Here is a 20743-nt window from a genome sequence, read left to right as displayed (position 1 = left end):
ATTTTACTGACAAAACAGGAAAGTAATTGCAATTTATTGTGCGTGCATAGTTTTTTTGTATTTTTACATAAAAAAATAAATATCATGGCAATTTCAGTTTCCAAACTCAATAAATTTGTATTATTCAAATTACCATCAGCATACATTTGCGGTGTACGCGTAAAAGCAATCGACGACGACAGATGCGTTGTAAGCGTAAAACACAGATGGATTAATCAGAATCCTTTTAATTCGATGTACTTTGCAGTTCAGGCAATGGCAGCCGAATTAACAACAGGAGCTTTAGTGATTTCTCAAATTCAGCAAAGCGGAAAAAAGATTTCAATGTTGGTTGCCAATAATAAAGGAAACTTCACCAAAAAAGCTACCGGAAGAATCACATTCGTTTGTAACGACGGACATTTAATAGCCGAAGCAATCCAAAGAACAATCGCAACAGGCGAGGGACAAACTTTCTGGATGAAATCTATAGGAACAAATGAAGAAGGCGTTCAGGTTTCAGAAATGGATTTTGAATGGAGCGTAAGAATTAAATAGTTTTAAAGTTTTTTGCCATTGATTATATGCGCATTTTTGTCATTCTGAGGAACGAGGAATCTCCGCGAGTAGCTCGACAAAGATTGGTGATTTTGCATATGGAGTTTCTTGCGGAGATTCCTCGTTCCTCGGAATGACAATGATTGTGGTTTCTTTGGTTTTAAAATCCTTTTAATCCTTTAATCTGTGGCGAATAAAAACATAAAAAAAAGCCTCAAATATTTGAGGCTTTTTACTTTTAAAACGTGTTCGGCTTATTTCTTAGCGCAACATTTTTTGTCTTTTTTGTCAGCAGTTTTTTTGCAGCAAGATTCTTTTTTAGCTTTTTCTTTTTTAGGAGCTGGTGTTGTGTCTTGTGCTTGTAATCCAATTGTGAATAAAGCGATAGCTAAAACAGTAAATAATTTTTTCATTTTTTGTTTAATTTAATTGTTAGTACTTTTCTTTTTTTTGATTGAAGATTTGATTCAAATATAATACGATTTAGTTTTAGAAATTGTCAACGATAAGTTAATGCCTATCAAAGAAGTATTAAATTTAAAACTAAACTCTCTTTAATCTTTCCCTGAAACAGTTTTGTTGTTAATCTTTGTAAATAATACCGAATTAAGCAATCCAGCCATCTTCTATTTTATCAACGACCCATTTATCATTTACTTTTTTAATATAGATTAGATATCCATATCCGCACAAACCACCACATTCAATTTCTGCAGTGAGAACGCCATATTTTTTTTCATCATCAAATTGAATTCTGCTTAGAATAACTATTCCCCTTACAGAATAACAGCATTCATTATAAAACTTCCTGTCATTTCCACGTGGTATTCTGGAAACATATTTAAGATGAAAAGCAGTATAGGCATCCAGTTTTTTTCTGTCTAGTTTAAAATCAAGCGTATCCGTAACATTGTCTTTCGATATTACAGCATCTTTAAAATGTTCCTGAAGTTCTTTAGAATTGTCCCTTACAGCCAATTCATCAAAGAAAACAAGATCAACAGGAAATTTCTTTTGTTTAAATTCGGCTAGTTCTTTATTGAATCGTTTGTTTGATTCATTTCGCCTATTCAATTTATATTCCGACGGATCTATTCCAGGAGGCGCAGGCGGAACATAATTTCGCACAGCATTTACCCAAACCGAATCAATAAGAGCTGGATAAACCTCATAAAACACCTCTTTTTCAAATTGTAAATCTTTCTCCTTATTATTACAACTAGCAATTAAAGTGATAAACAATAATAACATCGCAGTTTTAAAAAGGTTTTTTAAACTGGAAAAATTCCACTTAGACTTTTTAGTTTTATTTAATTCTTCATGAGGATAATTATAAACTCCTGTGCCGTCATCGTATATTTTCGGGTTACAATTAAAAGATTCCAGAAATACAATAAGTCCATTTATTCCTCCATAAGGATAAGAATATGCATCGTATAGAAGTATACCTTTATTATGACTCGTCTCTTTCAAATCAATATATTCTATTTCATAATTTATGGATAATAATTCAATAAGGGAATAGAAATGCCAACTTAGCTCCGTTTCTTCAGCTGTTTTAAAATTTGGTTTTAAATCCGAATCTAAGAATGTGAATTTTTCTAAGGAATATTTCGGAAATGTTTCAAGCCAAAATCTATCATCTCTTTTAATAGAATTGTTTTTAGAATCTTTTATAACCTCGAATGTGTCTTTTAAATCTTTAAAGTTTCCTTCATTTGTAAAATCGAATTCTATATAACAATACTGATTCTCCATATTTAGCTTATTGAAAAGTTGTAGTTTTTATTCTAATAAAGATTGAGTTGAACATTTATTAGCTAAGATATAATTTATTCATCGCTAAAATCTGTTTTATAAACACACTTTTAAATGAACTTAAATTACTTATATGGTTAAAAAAAACTATTAATAATTCAGATTCAATCCAAAGCCAATTCCCATATCACTATCATAATGTGTGGTAATTCCAAAGTTTCTGCCAACGATATATTTTAGTCCCGCCATATATTCCTTATCTGTATTCCACATTAAGTTCATTCGCAAACGGCTCGAAAGCGGAATATCTTTTCGTTCAAATTGAACCCTTACATTTCCATCGGTGTAAACCTCAACTTGCGCTTTTACAAGCATTGGCAAAGTATATTCCATACCGGCACTAAAAACCGAACGATTATCTTTGGTATTCTTTTGTCCGAACATATTTTGTTCCTGTTCGTCCATTCCCATTCTTCTATAACGCCAATCGAAACCTATAAAAGGCATAAACCATTGCATTTTGCCAATATATCTACCAATATGCGTTTCGGTTTCATAACCATGTTCATTGTTATAACCCAATCTCCATTCCGTTCCAATGCTCCAACGCGTGTTGCTGAACATTGCTTCACCGTCATTTCCGTTTGACGCAAAATCATTCTCAGCCATAAAATGAAACATTCGATCGTCCATTTTTAGCATTTTGTACGCCATTTCAGGATGATGAATCAACGGATTTGGAGCTGAATTTTCATAAGTAAAAATACGCCCCATTCCCGCCATCATATGATATAAGATGTGACAGTGGAAAAACCAATCGCCATCGGCATTTGCCTGAAATTCGATTGTATCAGTTTCCATTGGCATAATATCAATCACATTTTTAAGCGGAGAATATTCGCCATGTTCGTTAATAATCCTGAAATCGTGTCCATGTAAATGCATTGGGTGACGCATCATCGAACCATTATATAATGTAATCCGAACGTTTTCGCCTTTTTTGATTAAGATTTTATCCGTTTCAGAAATCACTTTGTTGTCTAAACTCCAAACATAACGGTTCATATTTCCGGACAATTCAAAACGTAGTTCTTTTACCGGCGCATCTTTTGGTAAAGTTGTCACGGTTGGAGATTTCAGCATTCCGTAATTCAAAGTTGTAATTTCGGCAGTTTCTGTAGAATCATTAGACATTTTCATATCGTCCATTTTCATGCCTTCCATATTATGCATAGAATGATCTTCGGTTTTTTCAGATTCGTCTTCGCCCGAAATTTCAGGATACATCACAGCATTCATGTCCATTTTATTCAGAGACATTTTCATACCCATATCATTCATTTCGCCGTTCATCTTCATCATATCATTCATCATTTTCATTCCTTCAAAATATTTCAATTTCGGAAGATGTTTGACAGGCTGTTTCGTTCCTTCGCCTATAAATAAGGAAGCAGATCCGGTTCTGTCTTCGGCTGTAGCCAAAAAAGCAAACGATTTATGATCTTCAGGAATTGTAACCACAATATTATAAGTTTCAGAAACCGCAATAATCAATCGATCCACTTCTACAGGTTCAACATCATTTCCGTCGCTCGCAACAACCGTTATTTTTCCGCCGCCATAAGTCAGCCAGAAATAACTCGAAGCGCCACCGTTTGCAATTCGCAATCGGACTTTATCACCCGCTTTAAATTGCGAAAGTTGATCTTCATTTTTTCCGTTAATTAAAAACTTCTCATAATATACATCACTCACATCCATGGCATTCATGCGTTTCCATTCGTTGGTGACTTTTGTCGAAAATTGCCCTTTCTTAATCGCTTCGGCATAACTTTGAGTCGTTCCTTTTTTTATAGCAAACCAATCGTTGGCATTGTGAAGCATTCGTTGAACATTCTCAGGTTTCAAATCCGTCCATTCGCTTAGAATAACCGGAATTGTTGGTAAATCATCAATTCCTTTTCTAAAAGTAGGATCGTCTTTCTTCTTATTAATAATAAAAAGTCCATACAAACCTATTTGTTCCTGCAATCCGGAATGGCTGTGATACCAATAAGTTCCGTTTTGAATAATTGGGAAACTATATTTATGTGTCGTTCCTGGTTTAATTGGCATTTGCGTTAAATACGGAACTCCATCTTCTTTATTTGGCAGAAATAATCCGTGCCAATGCAACGCCGTATCTTCGTTTTTTAATTCGTTATGAACGTAAATTTCCGCAATATCACCTTCAGTAAAAGTCAAAGTTGGCATTGGGATTTGTCCATTCACAGTAAGTGCACGTTTTTCTTTTCCCGAAAAATTGACAATCGTATCGCGAACGTATAAATCGTAACGAACTACTTTTTGAGCATTTGCGCTAACGGCAATTAAAAACACAATTAGAATAGTATGTAGTTTCATATTGATTTATTAAAGTTTTAGATTTCGCAATCTTAGTGCGTTTACAATTACCGAAACCGAACTTAAACTCATTGCCAGCGCAGCCAACATCGGCGAAAGCAAAATCCCAAATACCGGATATAAAATTCCTGCGGCAATAGGAACGCCCAAAACATTATAAATAAAGGCGAAGAATAAATTTTGTTTGATGTTTTTCATCACCGAATAACTTAGTTTTTTAGCTTTTACAATTCCGTTTAAGTCACCTTTTACAAGCGTAATTTTAGCACTTTCTATAGCAACATCAGTTCCGGTTCCCATTGCGATTCCAATATTGGCTTGAGCCAAAGCCGGAGCATCATTGATTCCGTCGCCCGCCATGGCAACAATTTTACCTTCGGCTTGCAAACGCTGAATTTCTTTTAGTTTATCTTCCGGAAGACAATCGGCTTTAAACGAACTTAAGTGCAATTGATTTGCAACCGCTTTGGCAGTATTCCCATTATCTCCCGTCATCATAATCACTTCAACACCTTGATCGATTAAATCTTTGATCGCTTTTACACTATTTTCTTTAATGGCGTCTGTAATTGTTACATAGCCCAAAACAACTTTATCAACGGCGATATAAGAAACCGTTTTACCCAGATTTTGTTCGGCAACGATTTTGCTTTCAATATCTTCAGAAATAGAAGCGCCAACCTGAAGTATTAGTTTTTTATTTCCTAAAGCAACTTTTGAATTATTCACTGTTCCTATAACTCCTTTTCCGGCAACGGCTTCAAAATCCGGAACGTCAAGAATTGTTTGGTTTTTAGCTTTAGCAAAATTTACTACGGCTTGCGCCAAAGGATGCTCGCTATGTTGATTTAATGAAGCGATATTTTGAAGTAAAAGATCTTCGTTATTATTAACAGCATATATTTTTTCTACAGAAGGTTTTCCTTCGGTAATAGTTCCGGTTTTATCCGTGATCAAAACGTCTATTTTGCTCATGTTTTCCAAAGCTTCTGCATTTTTTATCAGAATCCCGAATTGCGCTCCTTTACCAACTCCAACCATTACAGACATTGGAGTTGCTAATCCTAAAGCACAAGGACAAGCGATAATTAAAACAGCAATCGCATTAATTAATCCGTAGATATAAGCTGGTTCAGGACCAAATTTCGCCCAAACGAAAAACGTTATAATCGAAATAATGACAACCGTTGGAACAAAATATTTAGCCACACGATCTGCCAGTTTCTGGATTGGCGCTCTCGAACGACTTGCATCATTTACCATTTGTATAATTTGAGAAAGCAAAGTTTCTGAACCTACTTTTTCGGCAATCATAACAAATGATTTAGTTCCGTTTATGGTTCCTGCAATTACAGAATCGCCCACTTTTTTATCCACCGGAATTGGTTCTCCGGTAATCATAGCTTCATCAATATTGCTTTCGCCGATGGTAATTTTTCCGTCAACTGGAATTTTCTCTCCTGGTTTTACTCGAAGTAAATCTCCTTTTTTAATATTATGAATCGATATTACTTTGTCATTTCCGTTTTCTACCAAAGTAGCTTCTGTTGGGGCTAATTTCAATAAAGCTTTTATGGCTCCGTTTGTTTGTCCGTGCGCTTTTGCTTCTAATAATTGTCCTAATAAAACTAAGGTTATAATAACTGTTGCAGCTTCAAAATAAAGATGAATGGTTCCGTGATGTGATTTAAATTCAGATGGAAAAATATCCGGAAAGAACATTCCGGCAATACTAAACAAGAAAGCAACTCCGGTTCCAATCCCAATAAGAGTAAACATATTTAGATTCCAGGTAATAATCGATTTGTAAGCACGAACAAAAAACATCCAACCCGCGTAAAAAAGCACCGGAATTGAAAATAAGAATTGAACCCAATTCCAACTTTCGACAGGCATTATTTTATACAACGGATTATTGGGAATCATTTCTGACATTGATATAATAAAGATCGGAAGCGTGAACAAAATCGCAATCTTCATTTTCTTTAATAAGTCAGTATAAGTTTTGTTTTCCTCAGATTCAGAAGCTTGCATTGGCACCAAATCCATTCCGCAAATTGGGCAATCGCCTGGTTCATTCGAAACAACTTCCGGATGCATTGGGCAAGTAAATTGAGTTGTGTTTGTAGCCACTTGTGGAACTAAATCCATTCCACAAACGGGACAATCTCCGGGTTTGTTATAGGTTTTATCAACTTCGCAATGCATCGGACAATAAAAAATTCCTGTTGTATTATGATTGTGAGTTACTGCAGTTTCTTTTTTGTGATGATGTCCTTCGTGATTTTCTTTTTTGTTACCGGAACAACATGATTTAACGGGCGCTTCTGAGGTATTTTTAGATGAAGTCATCTCAATAGTGTACTTTCCGGCTTCGGTTAAAGCTTCTTGAAATTTTTCAGTTGCAATATGTTTTTCCATTGTTATAGTTGCCAATGGAGGATTTAAAGTTACTTCGGCTTGAATTCCTTCAATCGTATTCAAAGTTTTCTCGACTTTTTTACGACATCCATCGCACGACATTCCTGAAATTATATATTGATGCGTCATTGTTTTATCTTTTTAAGTATTACAATGCAAATTTCCGAAGTAACGTTTACTTCGGTTTGTATAATTTTGAGAATGATTTGTAATATTATTTAAAAGAGATTTAACCGCAAAGTGCGCAAGGAATTTTGTATACGCTGGATTTTATAGAAACGCTAAGTTCGCAAAGCTTTGTCTAAAATAATTTTGCAAAAAAACATAGCCCAAGGTTTTAATCTTGGGAGCGCAACGAATTCATTACAATATGAATCCCAAGGTTAAAACCTTGAGCTATGTTTATCATCTTTGCGAGCTTTGCGTAAAAATCTTAGCGCGCTTTGCGGTTAAATAATTTTACAAATTCTCAATCTGAATCCTTTTTTTATCCTTCAATTGTTTGAAATAAGTAGGAGTGAAGCCCGTGATTTTCTTGAACTGATTGCTCAAATGCGCGACATTACTATAATTTAGCATATCGGCAATTTCGCTTAACGAATGTTCATTATATATAAGGAGTTCTTTTACTTTCTCGATTTTCTGACTGATAAAATATTTTTCAATAGTAGTATTTTCAATTTCTGAGAAAAGATTACTCAAAGTGCTGTAATCCTGATTTAGGTTTTCGACTAAATAATCAGACAAATTGATTTTGAGATCATTGTTTTTATGATGAACTAAATCAACGATGATGTTTTTTATTTTCTCGATCGTTTTACTTTTTTTGTCATCAATAAAATCAAAACCTAAAGCCTGAAGATTTTTTAGCAGAATTTCTTTTTGAGAATCGGTGATGTCATCTTGAAGTTCGACTTCGCCTAATTCAACAGAAATAGTATGAAGTCCAAGTTTTTCAAACTCAGACTTCACAACCATTTTACAGCGACCACACACCATGTTTTTGATGTAGAGCGTCATATTTATTTGATGGTTTCTACCACGTTTCCGCAAGTCAACATCGAAGAACCGTAATACGGATTCTTAACTGCTTTTTCTTTGCTCAACCAATCAGCATCTGCCATTGGGCAATATTGTTTGTAGACAACTTCAGTAGATTTTGAAACTTTAACTAAATCATAAGTGCTTTTAGTTAAGGATTTAAAAGTTTCACGTTGTTTTTTAATATCTGAGCTTGTAGAAATACTTTTAGCGTCGGCGGTTAATTTTTTAACGACTTTCATCCAAACAGTATGTTCGTTGCTTTTTAGTTTATCCATTTTTACTGCGGTAATTGCCGTCAATAAATCTGTGGCTTTCGCCGAAGTTAATTTGGCATCACTTTTAATCAAGGCATCTTTGACAGTAAAATAAGCATCGTAAACAGCTTGTAACTGACTTGAATCTACATCTTCGATTGTAGTTGTTTCTGTTTTGATTGTAGTTGCCTGAATTATATTTGCAGAAAATAATACGATTATTACTGCTGCTATAGTTGATATTGTATTTTTCATTTTTATAAGATTTTAATAGAGAATGTGAATTTATCCTCTAAGTTAAATAATTTATTTTTTTATATGATGTTTTGATCTCGCAAAGTCGCAGAGACTCAAAGTTTAATTTTTTGCTTAGAACCTTATTATCTTAGAGCCTTTGTGGCTTAAAAATAATTATGGCTGTCAGTAATAGAAATATTATATTTTTGGCGGAAGCCAAATAGAAGTAAAACCATCAGAAATACTGGCGGTTTTGTGATGTAAAGTTGTTTTTTCAGTAGAGAAATTGAATAGATTATTGTCAAATTCAAATTCATTTGTTGCTATCAAACTAAACGCTAATCCAGAAGTTGTACAACCGGAATGATCGCATTTTCCGTTGCAGCCGTGCTGATCTTTTTTAGAATTATGATTGTCTTTGCAACAATCCTTTTCGCAAGAATCAGCGGTTTCTTTTTTAGAAATTGTTTTTTTCTCGCAAGAAGTTTTTTCAGAAGCTTTTCCACAAGCATAACCAGAATTGGACATCAAAAGGAAGCCAAGAGTTATGAAAAGAAATAATATGTGGAGCTTTTTTGCCAATGAAATTATTTTAGAAGTACAAATTTAGATATTTTTTTTAAGCGTTGCTATTTATTTAAGATTTCCAATTTTAAGTTTTCTTAAAATCTGTTGGCTTCATATTTTTTCGCTTTTTAAAATAGTTTGATAAGTGACTTTCATCGGTAAAACCAAATTCATAGGCAATTTGTTTAATTGGTAATTGGTTGTTATGAATTCGTTTTTCGATTAAAGTTGTTCTTAAATTATGAATATAATCGCGATAACTAATAGAGAAAGTTCTTTTGAAATAAGCGCTAAAATAAGTTTCGGCAATATTAAAATGACTGGCAATTACTTTAATCTGAACTAATTTCGGATTGTAAATGTTCTGATGAATATAAGAAGTGATTTGTTCGTTGTCAATAGAATTTCCTTTAACAACAAGATTTTGACCGCGCATGGTTTCTTTGATTAATCCAAAAATCGAAAGAATCTGATAAAATACAATTGGTGAAGTCGAAACATCGGTTTTGCAATTGTATGCGGCAATGTTTTCGATTGTATTCTTTAATATTGTCTTGCAGGGATCGTCGAGTTTAAGAACCGTTTCTTTTAGTGTTTTATCACGCATGAAACTTTCCGGAGTATGAATTAAGAATTCGTCGCAAGTAAGATTCTGTTTCGAATTAAAATAATTGTCCGTAAACTTAATATAAAAGAAACGAGTACTTTTTTTAATGTCAAAATAATGCTCGTCTTCCGGCGAAATCACAAAGAGATCTCCCGTTTTATAAGGTAATAAGTTGTTATTCAGATGGTGAACTCCGCTTCCTTTTTTGATATAAATAATTTCATAATAAGTATGCGTGTGCGGCGGAAGATGAAATTTCTCATCTTCGAACTCATCAATAACAAGAGTTTTGAATTGATTTAAAATAGGCATAACTTAAATTTACAAGTTTATATCGCAAATGTACAACTTTTTTTGTGTTTAACAGCGTTAACTTTGCATCATAGAAATTCTATTCCTTTCTTGTAAAAACAAATGAAAAAAAGTCTTATTGCACTCTCATTAGGAGGATTAACAATTGGTATTACCGAATTTGTTATGATGGGTTTGTTACCGGATATTGCCTCAGATATGAAAGTTTCGATTCCGGTTGCCGGATATTTAATTTCGGCTTACGCGCTGGGCGTTGTTATTGGAGCTCCTTTATTAGTAATCTTAGGAAGAAATTTAGCTCCAAAGAAAATGCTTTTAATATTAGCTTTAATGTTAACTGTTTTTAATGCGCTTTCTATTATTGCGCCATCGTATAATTTTTTATTCGCATCCAGATTTCTTTCCGGATTACCACACGGAGCCTTCTTTGGAGTTGGAGCTGTAGTCGCAAGCCGTTTGGCAGACAAAGGCAAAGAAGCTCAGGCAATCGCGATTATGTTTTCAGGTTTAACGCTGGCTAATTTAATTGGTGTTCCAATTGGAACTTATATTGGACACAATTTTATATGGCGTTATACCTTTATATTAATTGCAATTGTAGGTTTGCTTACGTTTTTGTTTATTTCTTTATGGATGCCAAATCTGGAGAAAAGCGGAAACGTAAATATGAAAACGCAACTCTTATTTTTTAAGAAAACGGAAGCTTGGTTAATTATCGGAATTACTGCAATTGGGTTTGCAGGATTATTTGCCTGGATTAGTTATATCGCACCTTTATTGATCAATGTTTCTAAGTTTAACGCAGAAGATGTTTCGTATATCTTGATTCTTGCTGGACTTGGAATGGTTGTTGGAAACTTTGCAGGCGGTAAACTTGCAGATAAATTTTCTCCGGCACCAACCGTTTTGGCTTTATTATTTGTAATGTCGATTGATTTAATTTTAGTTTACCTATTCTCTTTCAATCAATATATTTCTTTGTTTCTGACTTTCTTAACAGGCGCTATTTCTTTTTCAGTAATTGCACCAATTCAAATGTTAATGATTAAAACTGCAACAGGCGCTGAGATGATTGCTTCGGCAGCACTTCAGGGAAGTTTTAATATCGGGAATGCTTTAGGTGCCTTTTTAGGAGGATTGCCTTTGGCGGCTGGTTACAGTTATGCTTCTCCTAACCTTATTGGAGTTGGAATGGCGATTACCGGAATGATTATTACTTTTGCTTTAATGCAGAAACACAAAAGCAATTTACAGTTGCAGAATGCATAAAGAATAATTACTTTATAATGTAAAAAAGCCCTTAAGCCTAAATTGGTTTAAGGGCTTTTTTGTGCTTAATAATGATTGGTTTTAATTTGGTTTATTGTTTTGTCTTCTCTTCTTAAAAGTTGCTTTTTGTTCTTACAATAATTCTTGGTTTTTAATTCCTCAAGCATGTTTCTTACAATTAATAATTTTGCAATATTCAAATATGTAATCGATTATTTTTTATGAAAAAGTCAAAGTAAGTGTAAATTCTACAATAATATATTTACTATTTATTAGTCTTATAAATTGCACATGTAGTAGAAAAAACCGCCTTTATTTTTCATATATAATTTTATTTAGGAAATTTTTAGGAAAATTAATTTTTTATATAAAAAAAATATCTATGTTTGTGTAATCGATTACATATTATTTCAAACGTTATAGTTGGAAATCGGAAAAGCCCGAAAAATAAGGGAAATACTTCGAAATTGTAAGACAGATAAAGTTTTATTCTGAATCGAAAAAGTATTAAGAATAGATTAAATGGACGAGCTAAACTAAAAAACCAATTAATAATTTAAACAATTAACCATGAATTTTAAAGATTTATTTAAAAAAGGAGCAAATTGTTCTTTTGCAGTTGTTTTCTTATTGTGCCTCCTGACGAGCAATCGTATCAGCGCACAAAATATAACGCTGGAAGGTACTGTTAAAGATGCTGCCGGATTGACTTTACCAGGTGTTAATATCGTTGAGAAAGGAACTAAAAATAGCGCTTCTACTGATTTTGACGGACATTATAAAATAAAACTAACGAATCCTAAAGCAGTATTGAGTTTTTCATTTATAGGATTCCAAACAAAAGAGATAGCCGTTGCAGGTAAAAATAAATTGGATGTTAATTTAAGCGAAGATTCACATGCATTAAATGAAGTAGTTGTTGTTGGGTATGGATCAGTAAAAAAATCAGATTTGACCGGTGCTGTTTCTTCAATTTCAGGAAATGAACTAAAGAAAATTCCGGTTTCTAATATTGCTGAAGCTTTAACGGGAAGAATAGCCGGAGTTCAGGTTACTTCAAGTGAAGGTTCTCCTGATGCAGATATTAAAATTAGAGTTCGTGGTGGTGGATCATTAACACAAGATGCTTCACCTCTAATAATAGTTGATGGTTTTCCGGTTAATAGTATGAGTGATATTGCTTCCTCAAATGTTGAATCGATGACGGTACTAAAAGACGCTTCTTCAACAGCAATCTATGGTTCCAGGGGAGCAAACGGAGTTATTATTATTACAACTAAGACTGGTAAAGACGGAAAAATGGCTATTAGTTTTAATATGTTTTACGGCATGAAAACAATGGCAAATGATATAGATGTTCTGCCTGTTGATGATTTTGTAAAGTGGCAATATGAATATGCATTACTTAGTCAAACAGATAAAACTATTTTAAGTAATCCAAATTCTTATACGAAGTATTTTGGTAACTGGCAGGATCGCGATTTATACAACGGAGTAAAAGGAACTGACTGGCAAAAGCAAATCTATGGTCGTCGTGGCGAAGTAAATAGCCGTGATTTAGGGATTCGTGGAGGAACCGAAAAGATAAGCTACAACTTTAATTATGCTTATTATGATGAAAAAGCAATTATGGTTGGGTCAGATTTTAAAAGAAATAACTTGTCACTGGCATTGAAAAACAAAGCAAGTGACAAAATTGATCTTGCTTTTACAGTTCGCTATTCTGATACAGAAATAAATGGAGGTGGTGTAAATGAACAAAACGAAGTTTCATCACTCGATAGTCGTTTGCGTCATAGTGTTGGATATTCTCCAATTCCAATGCCGGGATTGACGACAGATAATGATGATCAAAGTGTGAACAGTTATTTAGTGAATCCTTTTTTGGCAATATCAGATAATGCACGCCAGCAAACTAAAAAGAATTATAATTTATTAGGAAGCTTTGGATGGAAACTTGCTCAAAATTTAAAATTTCAAAGTGACTTGGGATTGGATAATTATAATTATTCGGATTATCGTTTCTATGGTTCTTCTACTTATTTTTCAAGTACTGCAAAAGTTGGAGCAGGAAAACCGGCTATGGTAATGAGCGATCGTAAAGATGTGCGTTTTAGAAATGCCAATACCTTAAATTATGATTTTAAAAATCTTCTGGGAGTAAATCATCATTTAACAGCTCTTTTGGGAGAAGAAATGATTACTACTACATCAAACAATGTTACTACAACAATGTTAAAGTATCCTGATTTCTTTGATTTGGATGATGCAATGAAATTGACAACTCAGGGAACACCATTTTCAGTAGATAATTTTTACAGCCCTGATGATAAATTATTGTCATTTTTTGGACGTGTAAATTATGATTTTAAAGACCGTTATTTATTGACAGCTTCTTTTCGTGCAGACGGTTCAAGCAGATTTTTGGGAGACAATCGTTGGGGATATTTCCCGGCAGCAGCAGCCGCCTGGAAGATTTCTGAAGAAAGTTTCCTGAAAAATACTTCATGGTTAAGTCTTCTTAAGTTGAGACTAAGTTATGGTGAAGCTGGTAATAATAATATTCCGGTAGGACAAACAGTTCAGAGTTATATGTCCAGCACTAACTCTTTTATAGATGGTTTTGGCAGTTACTGGGCTCCGTCAAGTGTTTTGGCAAATCCAGATCTTAAATGGGAAACTACTGTTACACAAAATATTGGTCTTGATTTTGGTTTTTTTAAAAATCGCTTAAATGGAACTTTCGATGCGTATAAAAATGTAACTCACGATTTGTTAATAGAATTTCCGGTAGGAGGTACAGGATATAAAACTCAATATAGAAATATGGGTGAAACACAAAATACCGGTTTTGAAGCTACTGTGAATTTTATAGCATTCGAAAGAAAGAATTTTGGTTTAAATTTTTCTGTGAATGTTGGTATTAACAAAAACAAAATCAATTCTCTTGGCGTAATGGATAATTTTGGTGTAAATACCAATTGGGCATCAACTGATATTGGTAATGATTATGCGGTAAATGCAGGTTCTCCAATGGGATTAATGTACGGTTATCAAAGCGCGGGACGATATGAAGTTTCGGACTTTGATTATGTTGGAGGAAAATATACTTTAAAAGCCGGAGTAGTAGATGCAACTAGTGTTTTGGGTAGTGCTGTACAACCAGGAATGATGAAGTTAAAAAATACCGATGGCTCTGCAGATAACAAAGTTACAGCGTCAGATCAAACAATTATAGGTAATGCTAATCCTAAAAGTACAGGAGGTTTGGTTATTAATGCTAATGCTTATGGTTTTGATCTTTCTGCGGCTTTCAACTGGACAATTGGCAATGATATCTACAATGCAAACAAAGCCGAATTTTCGACAGCAAACAGAAACGGTCAATACAAGAATTTAAGTACTGAAATGGCCGATGGTAAGAGATGGACAAATCTTGATCCTGCTTCGGGACAGTTAGTGACAAATCCTACTGATTTGGCAGCTTTAAATGCTAACACGACAATGTGGTCTCCATATATGCAAAAATTCATGTTTACAGACTGGGCCGTAGAAGATGGTTCGTTCTTTAGGTTAAATACTTTGACTTTAGGATATTCTACACTAGAAGCATTGACATCTAAACTGGGAGTAAGCAAGTTAAGATTCTATTTTACAGCAACTAATGTTTTTATAATTACAAATTATTCCGGTCCTGATCCTGAGGTGTCAACAAAAAGAAAAACACCGTTAACGCCTGGCGTCGATTATTCAGCATATCCACGCAGCAGACAATTGGTTTTTGGTTTAAACCTTAATTTCTAATTTAAAATTTATCAAAATGAAATATAAAGTAATAATAGCAGGATTAATTATCTCAGGTTTATTGACTTCGTGTCAGGATTTTGGTGAAGATTTCTTTGATACTCCTGCACAATCAACATTAGGAGACGAGATTATATTTTCTAATGCTGAATTGGCACAAGGTGCTGTTGATGGAATAAAAGTCTCATTTGGAGAAGAGCAATCCTATAGGGGAAGGCTTTTAGCTTATCAGGGATTAAATACAGATGCAGAGTGGCTCTTAACATCGTCTAGTGAAGGCGCTAAATCTGATTTAGCAGTATATAATGCCAGACCTGATAATACAGAAATGAACTCGCCAAAAAATGCCTGGGCAATGATGTATGAAGGAATTGAACGTGCAAATTTGTGTATTAGAGGTTTACGTACCTATGGCAATATAAAATCTAATAAGGAACTAGCACAATTGCTAGGGGAAGCATTAACATTACGCGCTATTTATTATGCTGATTTGCTTAGAAACTGGGGAGATGTACCTACTCGTTTTGTTCCTGTTGTTACTTCAACTATTTATATACCTAAAACAAATCGCGACGAAACTTACAAGCAATTGATCGCAGATTTAGCCGAAGCTTCAACTTTGGTTGGTTGGCCAAACGAAACTGCGGCAACAAATAGTACAGAACGTATAAATAAGGCTTTTGTGAAAAGTTTTAGAGCTCGTCTGGCAATGATGGCAAGTGGATATCAGCAATATCCTGATGGAGTAAGACGAAGCACGGATCCGGAGCTTTCAGTAGTAAAAATGTACAGATTGGCATTAGATGAATGTCGATCAGTTATTGCTAGTGGTTCTGCGCATTTAGAGCCAACTTTTGAAGGATTATGGAAAAAATACAATCAGGAAATTGTAACGGCCGGAGGAGAATCTCTTTGGGAAATTCCTTTTGCAGATACACGAGGAAGAATGCTTTTTACTTTGGCAGTAAAACATGATACTGCAGATCAGTTTCAACAAATGGGACCAAGCAAAGGTGGAGTTAACGGACCATTGCCATTTGTTTTCTATGATTATGATCAGGCAGATACCCGCAGAGATGTTACCTGTGTTCCTTATAAATGGGGAACTGCAGTAAATGGTAAAGCAAAGCAGGAACTTACAGATTTACAGACTTGGTATTTTGGGAAATACCGTTTTGAATGGATGAACCGAATCGTTACGGCACCAAATGACGATGGTTTAAATAAAATATATATGCGTTATGCCGAAGTGCTTTTAATTGCTGCCGAAGCTGCTAACGAATTAGAAGGTCCTGGAGCGGCTGCAGTTTATTTAAAAGAAATTCGCCGTAGAGCTTTTGCTGCAGCAAATCAGGCCGTAAAAGTAGATGCTTATGTAGACGCATTGACAAGTAAAGCAGCAATGATGAATGCTATTGTCGAAGAAAATAAATATGAATTTACAGGTGAAATGGAACGTAAATATTCTCTTATCAGATGGAATTTATTAAAAACAAAATTAGACGAAGCTAAAATTAAAATGGCGGATTTGAAATCTCGTACAGGTAATTATCAGGATGTGCCTTCGACTTTGTATTACAAATATAAAGATGATGAAATTACATTGGATATTTATGGTTTAAACCGAGGTGAAATTCAGATTCCGGTAGGTTATACTTCAAAAGCCTGGGATAAATTGGAAGACAATAAAATAACAACTTTGTACAAAACCGGTATTGATCCTGATAAAAGACAATTTTGGCCAATCTGGCAAACATTTATTGACAATAGCAATGGTCAATTAGTAAATGACTGGGTTCTTGGAAACTAATAAAAATCAACAAACAAATTATAGTTATATAATTATGAAAGCAAAATACATATTTAAAGGATTGCTGGCTATGTTTTTATTGATAGTTGCCGGTTGCGAAAGTTACAATGAAGCAGTATTGGATGATATAGGAGCCAATAGAGTATTTTCTCCAATAGAACTTAAAGCCGTAGTTAGAAATCAAACATCAGTAGAATTAAACTGGACAGTAAAAAACGATGTAGATCATTATGTAGTAGAATTTAGTGCAGATGATGCTGATTTTAAAACAATTTATAAAACAGTAAATGTATTGCCTACAGAACTTCCTGTAACAATTGCGTTAGAAGGAGAAACAGTTTATTCAATCAGAGTAAAAGGAGTAAGTGCAGCAGGATTAGCAGATTCTAAGTGGTCTGTTGTTACGGCAAAAACATTGACCGAGCAAATTTTATTTGCCGTTGAAGATGTTGATGTTGAGGCGACACAAGTTACTTTAAGATGGACTCCAAATAGTGCTGTAACACAAATCACAGTTGCTCCGGGCGGAATTACTCATACAATAACACCGGCAGAAAAAACAGCGGGAGTTGCAGTTGTAACAAGATTAACTGGAGAAACTGATTACACGGCTACTTTGCTTAACGGAACTAAAAAAAGAGGACTTAGAACTTTTAAAACCGGAATTGATATAGGAGCAGGTATTTTAGTTAAGCCCACAGATGATTTAAATGCTGCTATTGCCGCAGCGCCTGCAGGTTCAATATTAGTATTGATGCCTGGAGATTATCAGGTATTCAAAGATGAAATTGTATTAAATAAAGCAATTACTATAAGAGGATTGCGTGCAGGCGATAAACCGTTATTGCATGTAAGGTTTACGCTTACTGCCGGCACAGGAAATCTTTCATTAATTGATCTGGATGTTGAAGGAACAACTATTGGAGATACTAATTTTATTACTGTTTCAGGCACCAATACTACTTATGGCGATATTTTAATCAGTGGTTGTACTATTCATGATTATTTACGAGCCTTAGTGTATGGAAATGCTGCAACTTCAAAAGTAACTTCATTTACTGTAGAAAATACTACTGTAAAAAATGTAAATACCAATGCAAAAGCAGATTTTATAGATTTCAGAAATACTTACGTAGCAAACATAGTGGTCAAAAACAGTACGTTTAATACTTGTTCAGTAGGACGTGATTTTGTTCGTGTTGATGCGGTCGCTTCTCCTAATGGTTTTTCAGGAACGGGATTAACAACAAACGTATTAATTGACAGTTGTACACTTTATAATGTATCCAATAATTCGACACCAAAAAGAATCTTATATCTTCGTTTTGCATCAAATAAGTCAATAGTAAGAAACACTTTGATTGCGTCAACAACAGCAATTTATACTAATCAGGCAGGCACAGATTTACCGGTGTTTAATAAAAACTACTATTATCAGGCGCCAGGTTTTATGGATGCTTCAATTACAAATAATAAAATTGATGCTTCCGGAACTACTGCAAATCCTCAATTTAAAGATGCAGCAAATGGAGATTTCACAATTGGAAACCAAACTTTAAAAGACAATGCAATTGGAGATCCAAATTGGATAAAATAGATTTTTCTACGGTTAGTTTTTATAGAAAGAGAGGGATGCAATTTTTGTATCCCTCTTTTGTGTTTTTGTTGGTGTGTATAAATTGCACGCGGATGACACGGATTCACTTCGTGAAAACGCGGATTTTTTTATATGCTTTTTTTGTCAGACTGAGCGATCCCAAAACTTTGGAAAAAAACTTGCGATCAACTATTGCCAACCGACCTTTGTCAAAGTTTAAAACTTTGACAAAGGTTTTGAGTAAAACAACAAGAATAAAAAATCCGCATAAATCCGCGTTTTCACGAAGTGAATCCGTGTCATCCGCGTGCCATGCCATTTCACTCAATATCTAAATCAAATTTTTCAAGTAATCCCGCAAGCGCCGAATTAGAAACTTTTGTTCTTTTGATTTTGTTTTCAGAAGGATCAAAAGCATAGTTGCGGGAAGATCTGAAATCTGTTTTCTCTAAAATGCAGTCCATAAAAGTAGCATTTGAAAGGTCACAATTTTTAAAAATTGCCAGAGACAAATCGGTATTAGAAAAATCTACATCTTTTAAAGAACAATCAATGAAGTTTGTTTTCTTTAATTTTTTATAAATGAAAGTCGAATAATCAAGCAGACAATCCTGAAAATTCATCGCAAACAAAAAACTATTGCTCGAGCTGAAATCGAGTCCCATTAATTTACAATCAATGAATTTAATGTTTTTTAAACCAGTACTTTTTAAACTCGCTAAAGAAAGATTGCAGTTTTTAAACGTACAATCTAAAAAGTCAATGTAGCTAAAATCGCTTTTCGAAAAATTGCAATTGATGAACTCGCAGTTTATAAATTCATTATCAGATAATTTTTGATCAGAATAATCAATGGTGTCAAAAGTCTTGTTTTGATGTAGTGCAGTTTCCATAATACTGAGTTGAGGTTGGTTTGGGACCAAAAAGGGTTATTCTAATTCGACGCAATCAAAAATGTCATTTTGTAACATGCTTTCCGTTATTTCCTTTTCGCTGTCGATTCTCAAAATATTATCGCAGTCTTCCAGATCAAAATTCCAAATAGTATTATCAGTCAATACCTCATTAAGAACTGTAGTTGCTAGCTCTAATTTAGATTTTGTATCAACGGAGGTTTTAAAAACATAAATCATAATTTGCTCATTTTTTTACAGGGCAAATTTCCATAAATGCTTTAGGAGTTGGTAGGATTCTATAATCAATAATTAGGACTTATCAATCATTTTTCGATATTGAACCGGGCTGATTGCTTCGTGCTTTTTAAAGAAACGACTAAAGTAAGATTGATCCTCATGTCCAACCATCATTGCTATTTCGCTTATCGAAAGAGTAGTTTGATACAGTAAATATTTGGCTTCGAGTAAAATGGTCTCATCAATCCAAGTCGTTGCAGATTTGCCTGTTGTTGCCTTAACCGATTTATTCAAATGATTCGGTGTAACATTGAGCATTGAAGCATAATAATTTACCTGATGGTTTATTTTAATATTTGGGTAAATAAGCTCTTTGAATTTTGCAGAAAGAACTTCGGCTGCGGTTCCTTCCTTAGGAATTTTGACAGTGTTTCTATTCATTTCGCAAAACAAAGTCACTAAATAAGTTTGTATCAGATCTAGATTTATCGTTTCGGCTTCAAGGTATTCTGCCTCGAGACGCGTTAATATATTATTGATAAAAGGAGCATCTTTTTCGGAAACAATAATTTTGGGATTTCCAGAGATTTTCAGAAAACCAAAATCATTTATTATGTCACGATTTCCATATTTGCCAATTAAAACATCCGGATGAAATTGACAAATAAAACCACTATGTTTGCTATTAATGTGATCAATCGAAAAAATCTGACCAGCCGGAACCACAATGATTTCGTTTTTATTAGTCTGACATTCCTCAAAACCTAATTTTATAATATGCGTTCCCGAAGTAATAAAAATTAAAGTATGGCAATCATGTTTCGAAGGCGGAACAGGATATTGAAGCTGCATTATTTCTTCCATTTTCAAACAAAAAAAATGATCTGAATTTGTTTTGAAAAGTTTATGAATTGGATTTTCTAAACCAAGAAACTTTTCACGAAATCCTTTAGCGCCATATGTTTTTATTTTTTCGTTTGTTTCCATATT

At 34.0% G+C, this 20743-nt stretch carries 16 protein-coding genes; 5 read left to right on the top strand and 11 right to left on the bottom strand.

Annotation, left to right across the window (positions count from 1 at the left end; all coding sequences use genetic code 11):
* The first annotated feature begins 84 nt into the window (after positions 1-84).
* Entirely contained in the window at positions 85-537 is a 453-nt protein-coding gene (locus CLU81_RS08215; protein ID WP_099709373.1) for a DUF4442 domain-containing protein, read from the top strand.
* Between the two features lie 254 nt (positions 538-791).
* Here CLU81_RS08215 and CLU81_RS26770 read toward each other — a convergent pair whose 3' ends face one another.
* The 8 genes from CLU81_RS26770 to CLU81_RS08180 all read right to left on the bottom strand — a co-directional run bounded on the left by CLU81_RS26770 (position 792) and on the right by CLU81_RS08180 (position 10140).
* Complete coding sequence (locus CLU81_RS26770) at positions 792-950, bottom strand: hypothetical protein (RefSeq protein WP_158235319.1); 159 nt, start codon at positions 948-950, stop codon at positions 792-794.
* 193 nt (positions 951-1143) lie between these two features.
* Positions 1144-2295 carry a hypothetical protein gene (locus tag CLU81_RS08210; RefSeq protein ID WP_099709372.1) on the bottom strand — a complete coding sequence of 384 codons (1152 nt, stop codon included), beginning with the start codon at positions 2293-2295 and terminating at the stop codon, positions 1144-1146.
* A 150-nt stretch (positions 2296-2445) separates the two neighbouring features.
* Positions 2446-4698, bottom strand: coding sequence for a multicopper oxidase domain-containing protein (locus CLU81_RS08205; RefSeq protein ID WP_099709371.1), 2253 nt, complete (start codon positions 4696-4698; stop codon positions 2446-2448).
* 9 nt (positions 4699-4707) lie between these two features.
* Positions 4708-7248, bottom strand: coding sequence for a heavy metal translocating P-type ATPase (locus CLU81_RS08200; RefSeq protein ID WP_099709370.1), 2541 nt, complete (start codon positions 7246-7248; stop codon positions 4708-4710).
* A gap of 330 nt (positions 7249-7578) precedes the next feature.
* Positions 7579-8097 (bottom strand): AraC family transcriptional regulator, encoded by a 519-nt coding sequence (locus tag CLU81_RS08195; protein ID WP_233209682.1) that lies wholly within the window; start codon positions 8095-8097, stop codon positions 7579-7581.
* Positions 8098-8141: 44 nt separating this feature from the next.
* Positions 8142-8672 (bottom strand): DUF3347 domain-containing protein, encoded by a 531-nt coding sequence (locus CLU81_RS08190; protein WP_099709368.1) that lies wholly within the window; start codon positions 8670-8672, stop codon positions 8142-8144.
* A gap of 180 nt (positions 8673-8852) precedes the next feature.
* Positions 8853-9236: a hypothetical protein gene (locus CLU81_RS08185; RefSeq protein ID WP_233209681.1), complete on the bottom strand. Its 384-nt coding sequence runs from the start codon at positions 9234-9236 to the stop codon at positions 8853-8855.
* Between the two features lie 70 nt (positions 9237-9306).
* The gene (locus tag CLU81_RS08180; RefSeq protein ID WP_099709367.1) at positions 9307-10140 is read right to left on the bottom strand and encodes an AraC family transcriptional regulator; all 834 of its coding nucleotides are present in this window, start codon (positions 10138-10140) and stop codon (positions 9307-9309) included.
* A gap of 102 nt (positions 10141-10242) precedes the next feature.
* Between CLU81_RS08180 and CLU81_RS08175 the strand changes: the two genes are divergently transcribed.
* From CLU81_RS08175 to CLU81_RS08160, 4 genes are all read left to right on the top strand, one after another.
* Entirely contained in the window at positions 10243-11409 is a 1167-nt protein-coding gene (locus CLU81_RS08175) for an MFS transporter (protein ID WP_099709366.1), read from the top strand.
* A 570-nt stretch (positions 11410-11979) separates the two neighbouring features.
* Positions 11980-15213, top strand: a complete 3234-nt coding sequence (locus CLU81_RS08170; protein WP_099709365.1) for a TonB-dependent receptor — start codon at positions 11980-11982, stop codon at positions 15211-15213.
* A gap of 16 nt (positions 15214-15229) precedes the next feature.
* On the top strand, positions 15230-17023 hold the full coding sequence (locus tag CLU81_RS08165) for a RagB/SusD family nutrient uptake outer membrane protein (RefSeq protein ID WP_099709364.1): 1794 nt from the start codon (positions 15230-15232) through the stop codon (positions 17021-17023).
* A gap of 34 nt (positions 17024-17057) precedes the next feature.
* Positions 17058-18620: a DUF5123 domain-containing protein gene (locus CLU81_RS08160; RefSeq protein ID WP_099712706.1), complete on the top strand. Its 1563-nt coding sequence runs from the start codon at positions 17058-17060 to the stop codon at positions 18618-18620.
* Positions 18621-18940: 320 nt separating this feature from the next.
* Here CLU81_RS08160 and CLU81_RS08150 read toward each other — a convergent pair whose 3' ends face one another.
* From CLU81_RS08150 to CLU81_RS08140, 3 genes are all read right to left on the bottom strand, one after another.
* Positions 18941-19513 (bottom strand): pentapeptide repeat-containing protein, encoded by a 573-nt coding sequence (locus CLU81_RS08150; protein WP_099709362.1) that lies wholly within the window; start codon positions 19511-19513, stop codon positions 18941-18943.
* Between the two features lie 36 nt (positions 19514-19549).
* Positions 19550-19753, bottom strand: coding sequence for a hypothetical protein (locus CLU81_RS08145; protein WP_099709361.1), 204 nt, complete (start codon positions 19751-19753; stop codon positions 19550-19552).
* 72 nt (positions 19754-19825) lie between these two features.
* A complete protein-coding gene (locus CLU81_RS08140; protein ID WP_099709360.1) occupies positions 19826-20740 on the bottom strand; it encodes an AraC family transcriptional regulator in 915 nt (304 codons plus the stop codon).
* Positions 20741-20743 lie beyond the last annotated feature (3 nt).

The organism is Flavobacterium sp. 9 (assembly GCF_002754195.1).
Lineage (GTDB): Bacteria > Bacteroidota > Bacteroidia > Flavobacteriales > Flavobacteriaceae > Flavobacterium.
This window is presented reverse-complemented; position numbering and strand designations above follow the sequence as displayed.

Bases quoted from the DNA above. Each gene is read 5' to 3' on its own strand.
- CLU81_RS08145 (WP_099709361.1), bottom strand. From the start codon at position 19,753: ATGATTTATGTTTTTAAAACCTCCGTTGATACAAAATCTAAATTAGAG.
- CLU81_RS08215 (WP_099709373.1), top strand. From the start codon at position 85: ATGGCAATTTCAGTTTCCAAACTCAATAAATTTGTATTATTCAAATTA.
- CLU81_RS08170 (WP_099709365.1), top strand. From the start codon at position 11,980: ATGAATTTTAAAGATTTATTTAAAAAAGGAGCAAATTGTTCTTTTGCA.
- CLU81_RS08200 (WP_099709370.1), bottom strand. From the start codon at position 7,248: ATGACGCATCAATATATAATTTCAGGAATGTCGTGCGATGGATGTCGT.
- CLU81_RS08165 (WP_099709364.1), top strand. From the start codon at position 15,230: ATGAAATATAAAGTAATAATAGCAGGATTAATTATCTCAGGTTTATTG.
- CLU81_RS08205 (WP_099709371.1), bottom strand. From the start codon at position 4,698: ATGAAACTACATACTATTCTAATTGTGTTTTTAATTGCCGTTAGCGCA.
- CLU81_RS08195 (WP_233209682.1), bottom strand. From the start codon at position 8,097: ATGGTTGTGAAGTCTGAGTTTGAAAAACTTGGACTTCATACTATTTCT.
- CLU81_RS08180 (WP_099709367.1), bottom strand. From the start codon at position 10,140: ATGCCTATTTTAAATCAATTCAAAACTCTTGTTATTGATGAGTTCGAA.
- CLU81_RS08150 (WP_099709362.1), bottom strand. From the start codon at position 19,513: ATGGAAACTGCACTACATCAAAACAAGACTTTTGACACCATTGATTAT.
- CLU81_RS08190 (WP_099709368.1), bottom strand. From the start codon at position 8,672: ATGAAAAATACAATATCAACTATAGCAGCAGTAATAATCGTATTATTT.
- CLU81_RS08160 (WP_099712706.1), top strand. From the start codon at position 17,058: ATGAAAGCAAAATACATATTTAAAGGATTGCTGGCTATGTTTTTATTG.
- CLU81_RS08140 (WP_099709360.1), bottom strand. From the start codon at position 20,740: ATGGAAACAAACGAAAAAATAAAAACATATGGCGCTAAAGGATTTCGT.
- CLU81_RS08175 (WP_099709366.1), top strand. From the start codon at position 10,243: ATGAAAAAAAGTCTTATTGCACTCTCATTAGGAGGATTAACAATTGGT.
- CLU81_RS08210 (WP_099709372.1), bottom strand. From the start codon at position 2,295: ATGGAGAATCAGTATTGTTATATAGAATTCGATTTTACAAATGAAGGA.
- CLU81_RS26770 (WP_158235319.1), bottom strand. From the start codon at position 950: ATGAAAAAATTATTTACTGTTTTAGCTATCGCTTTATTCACAATTGGA.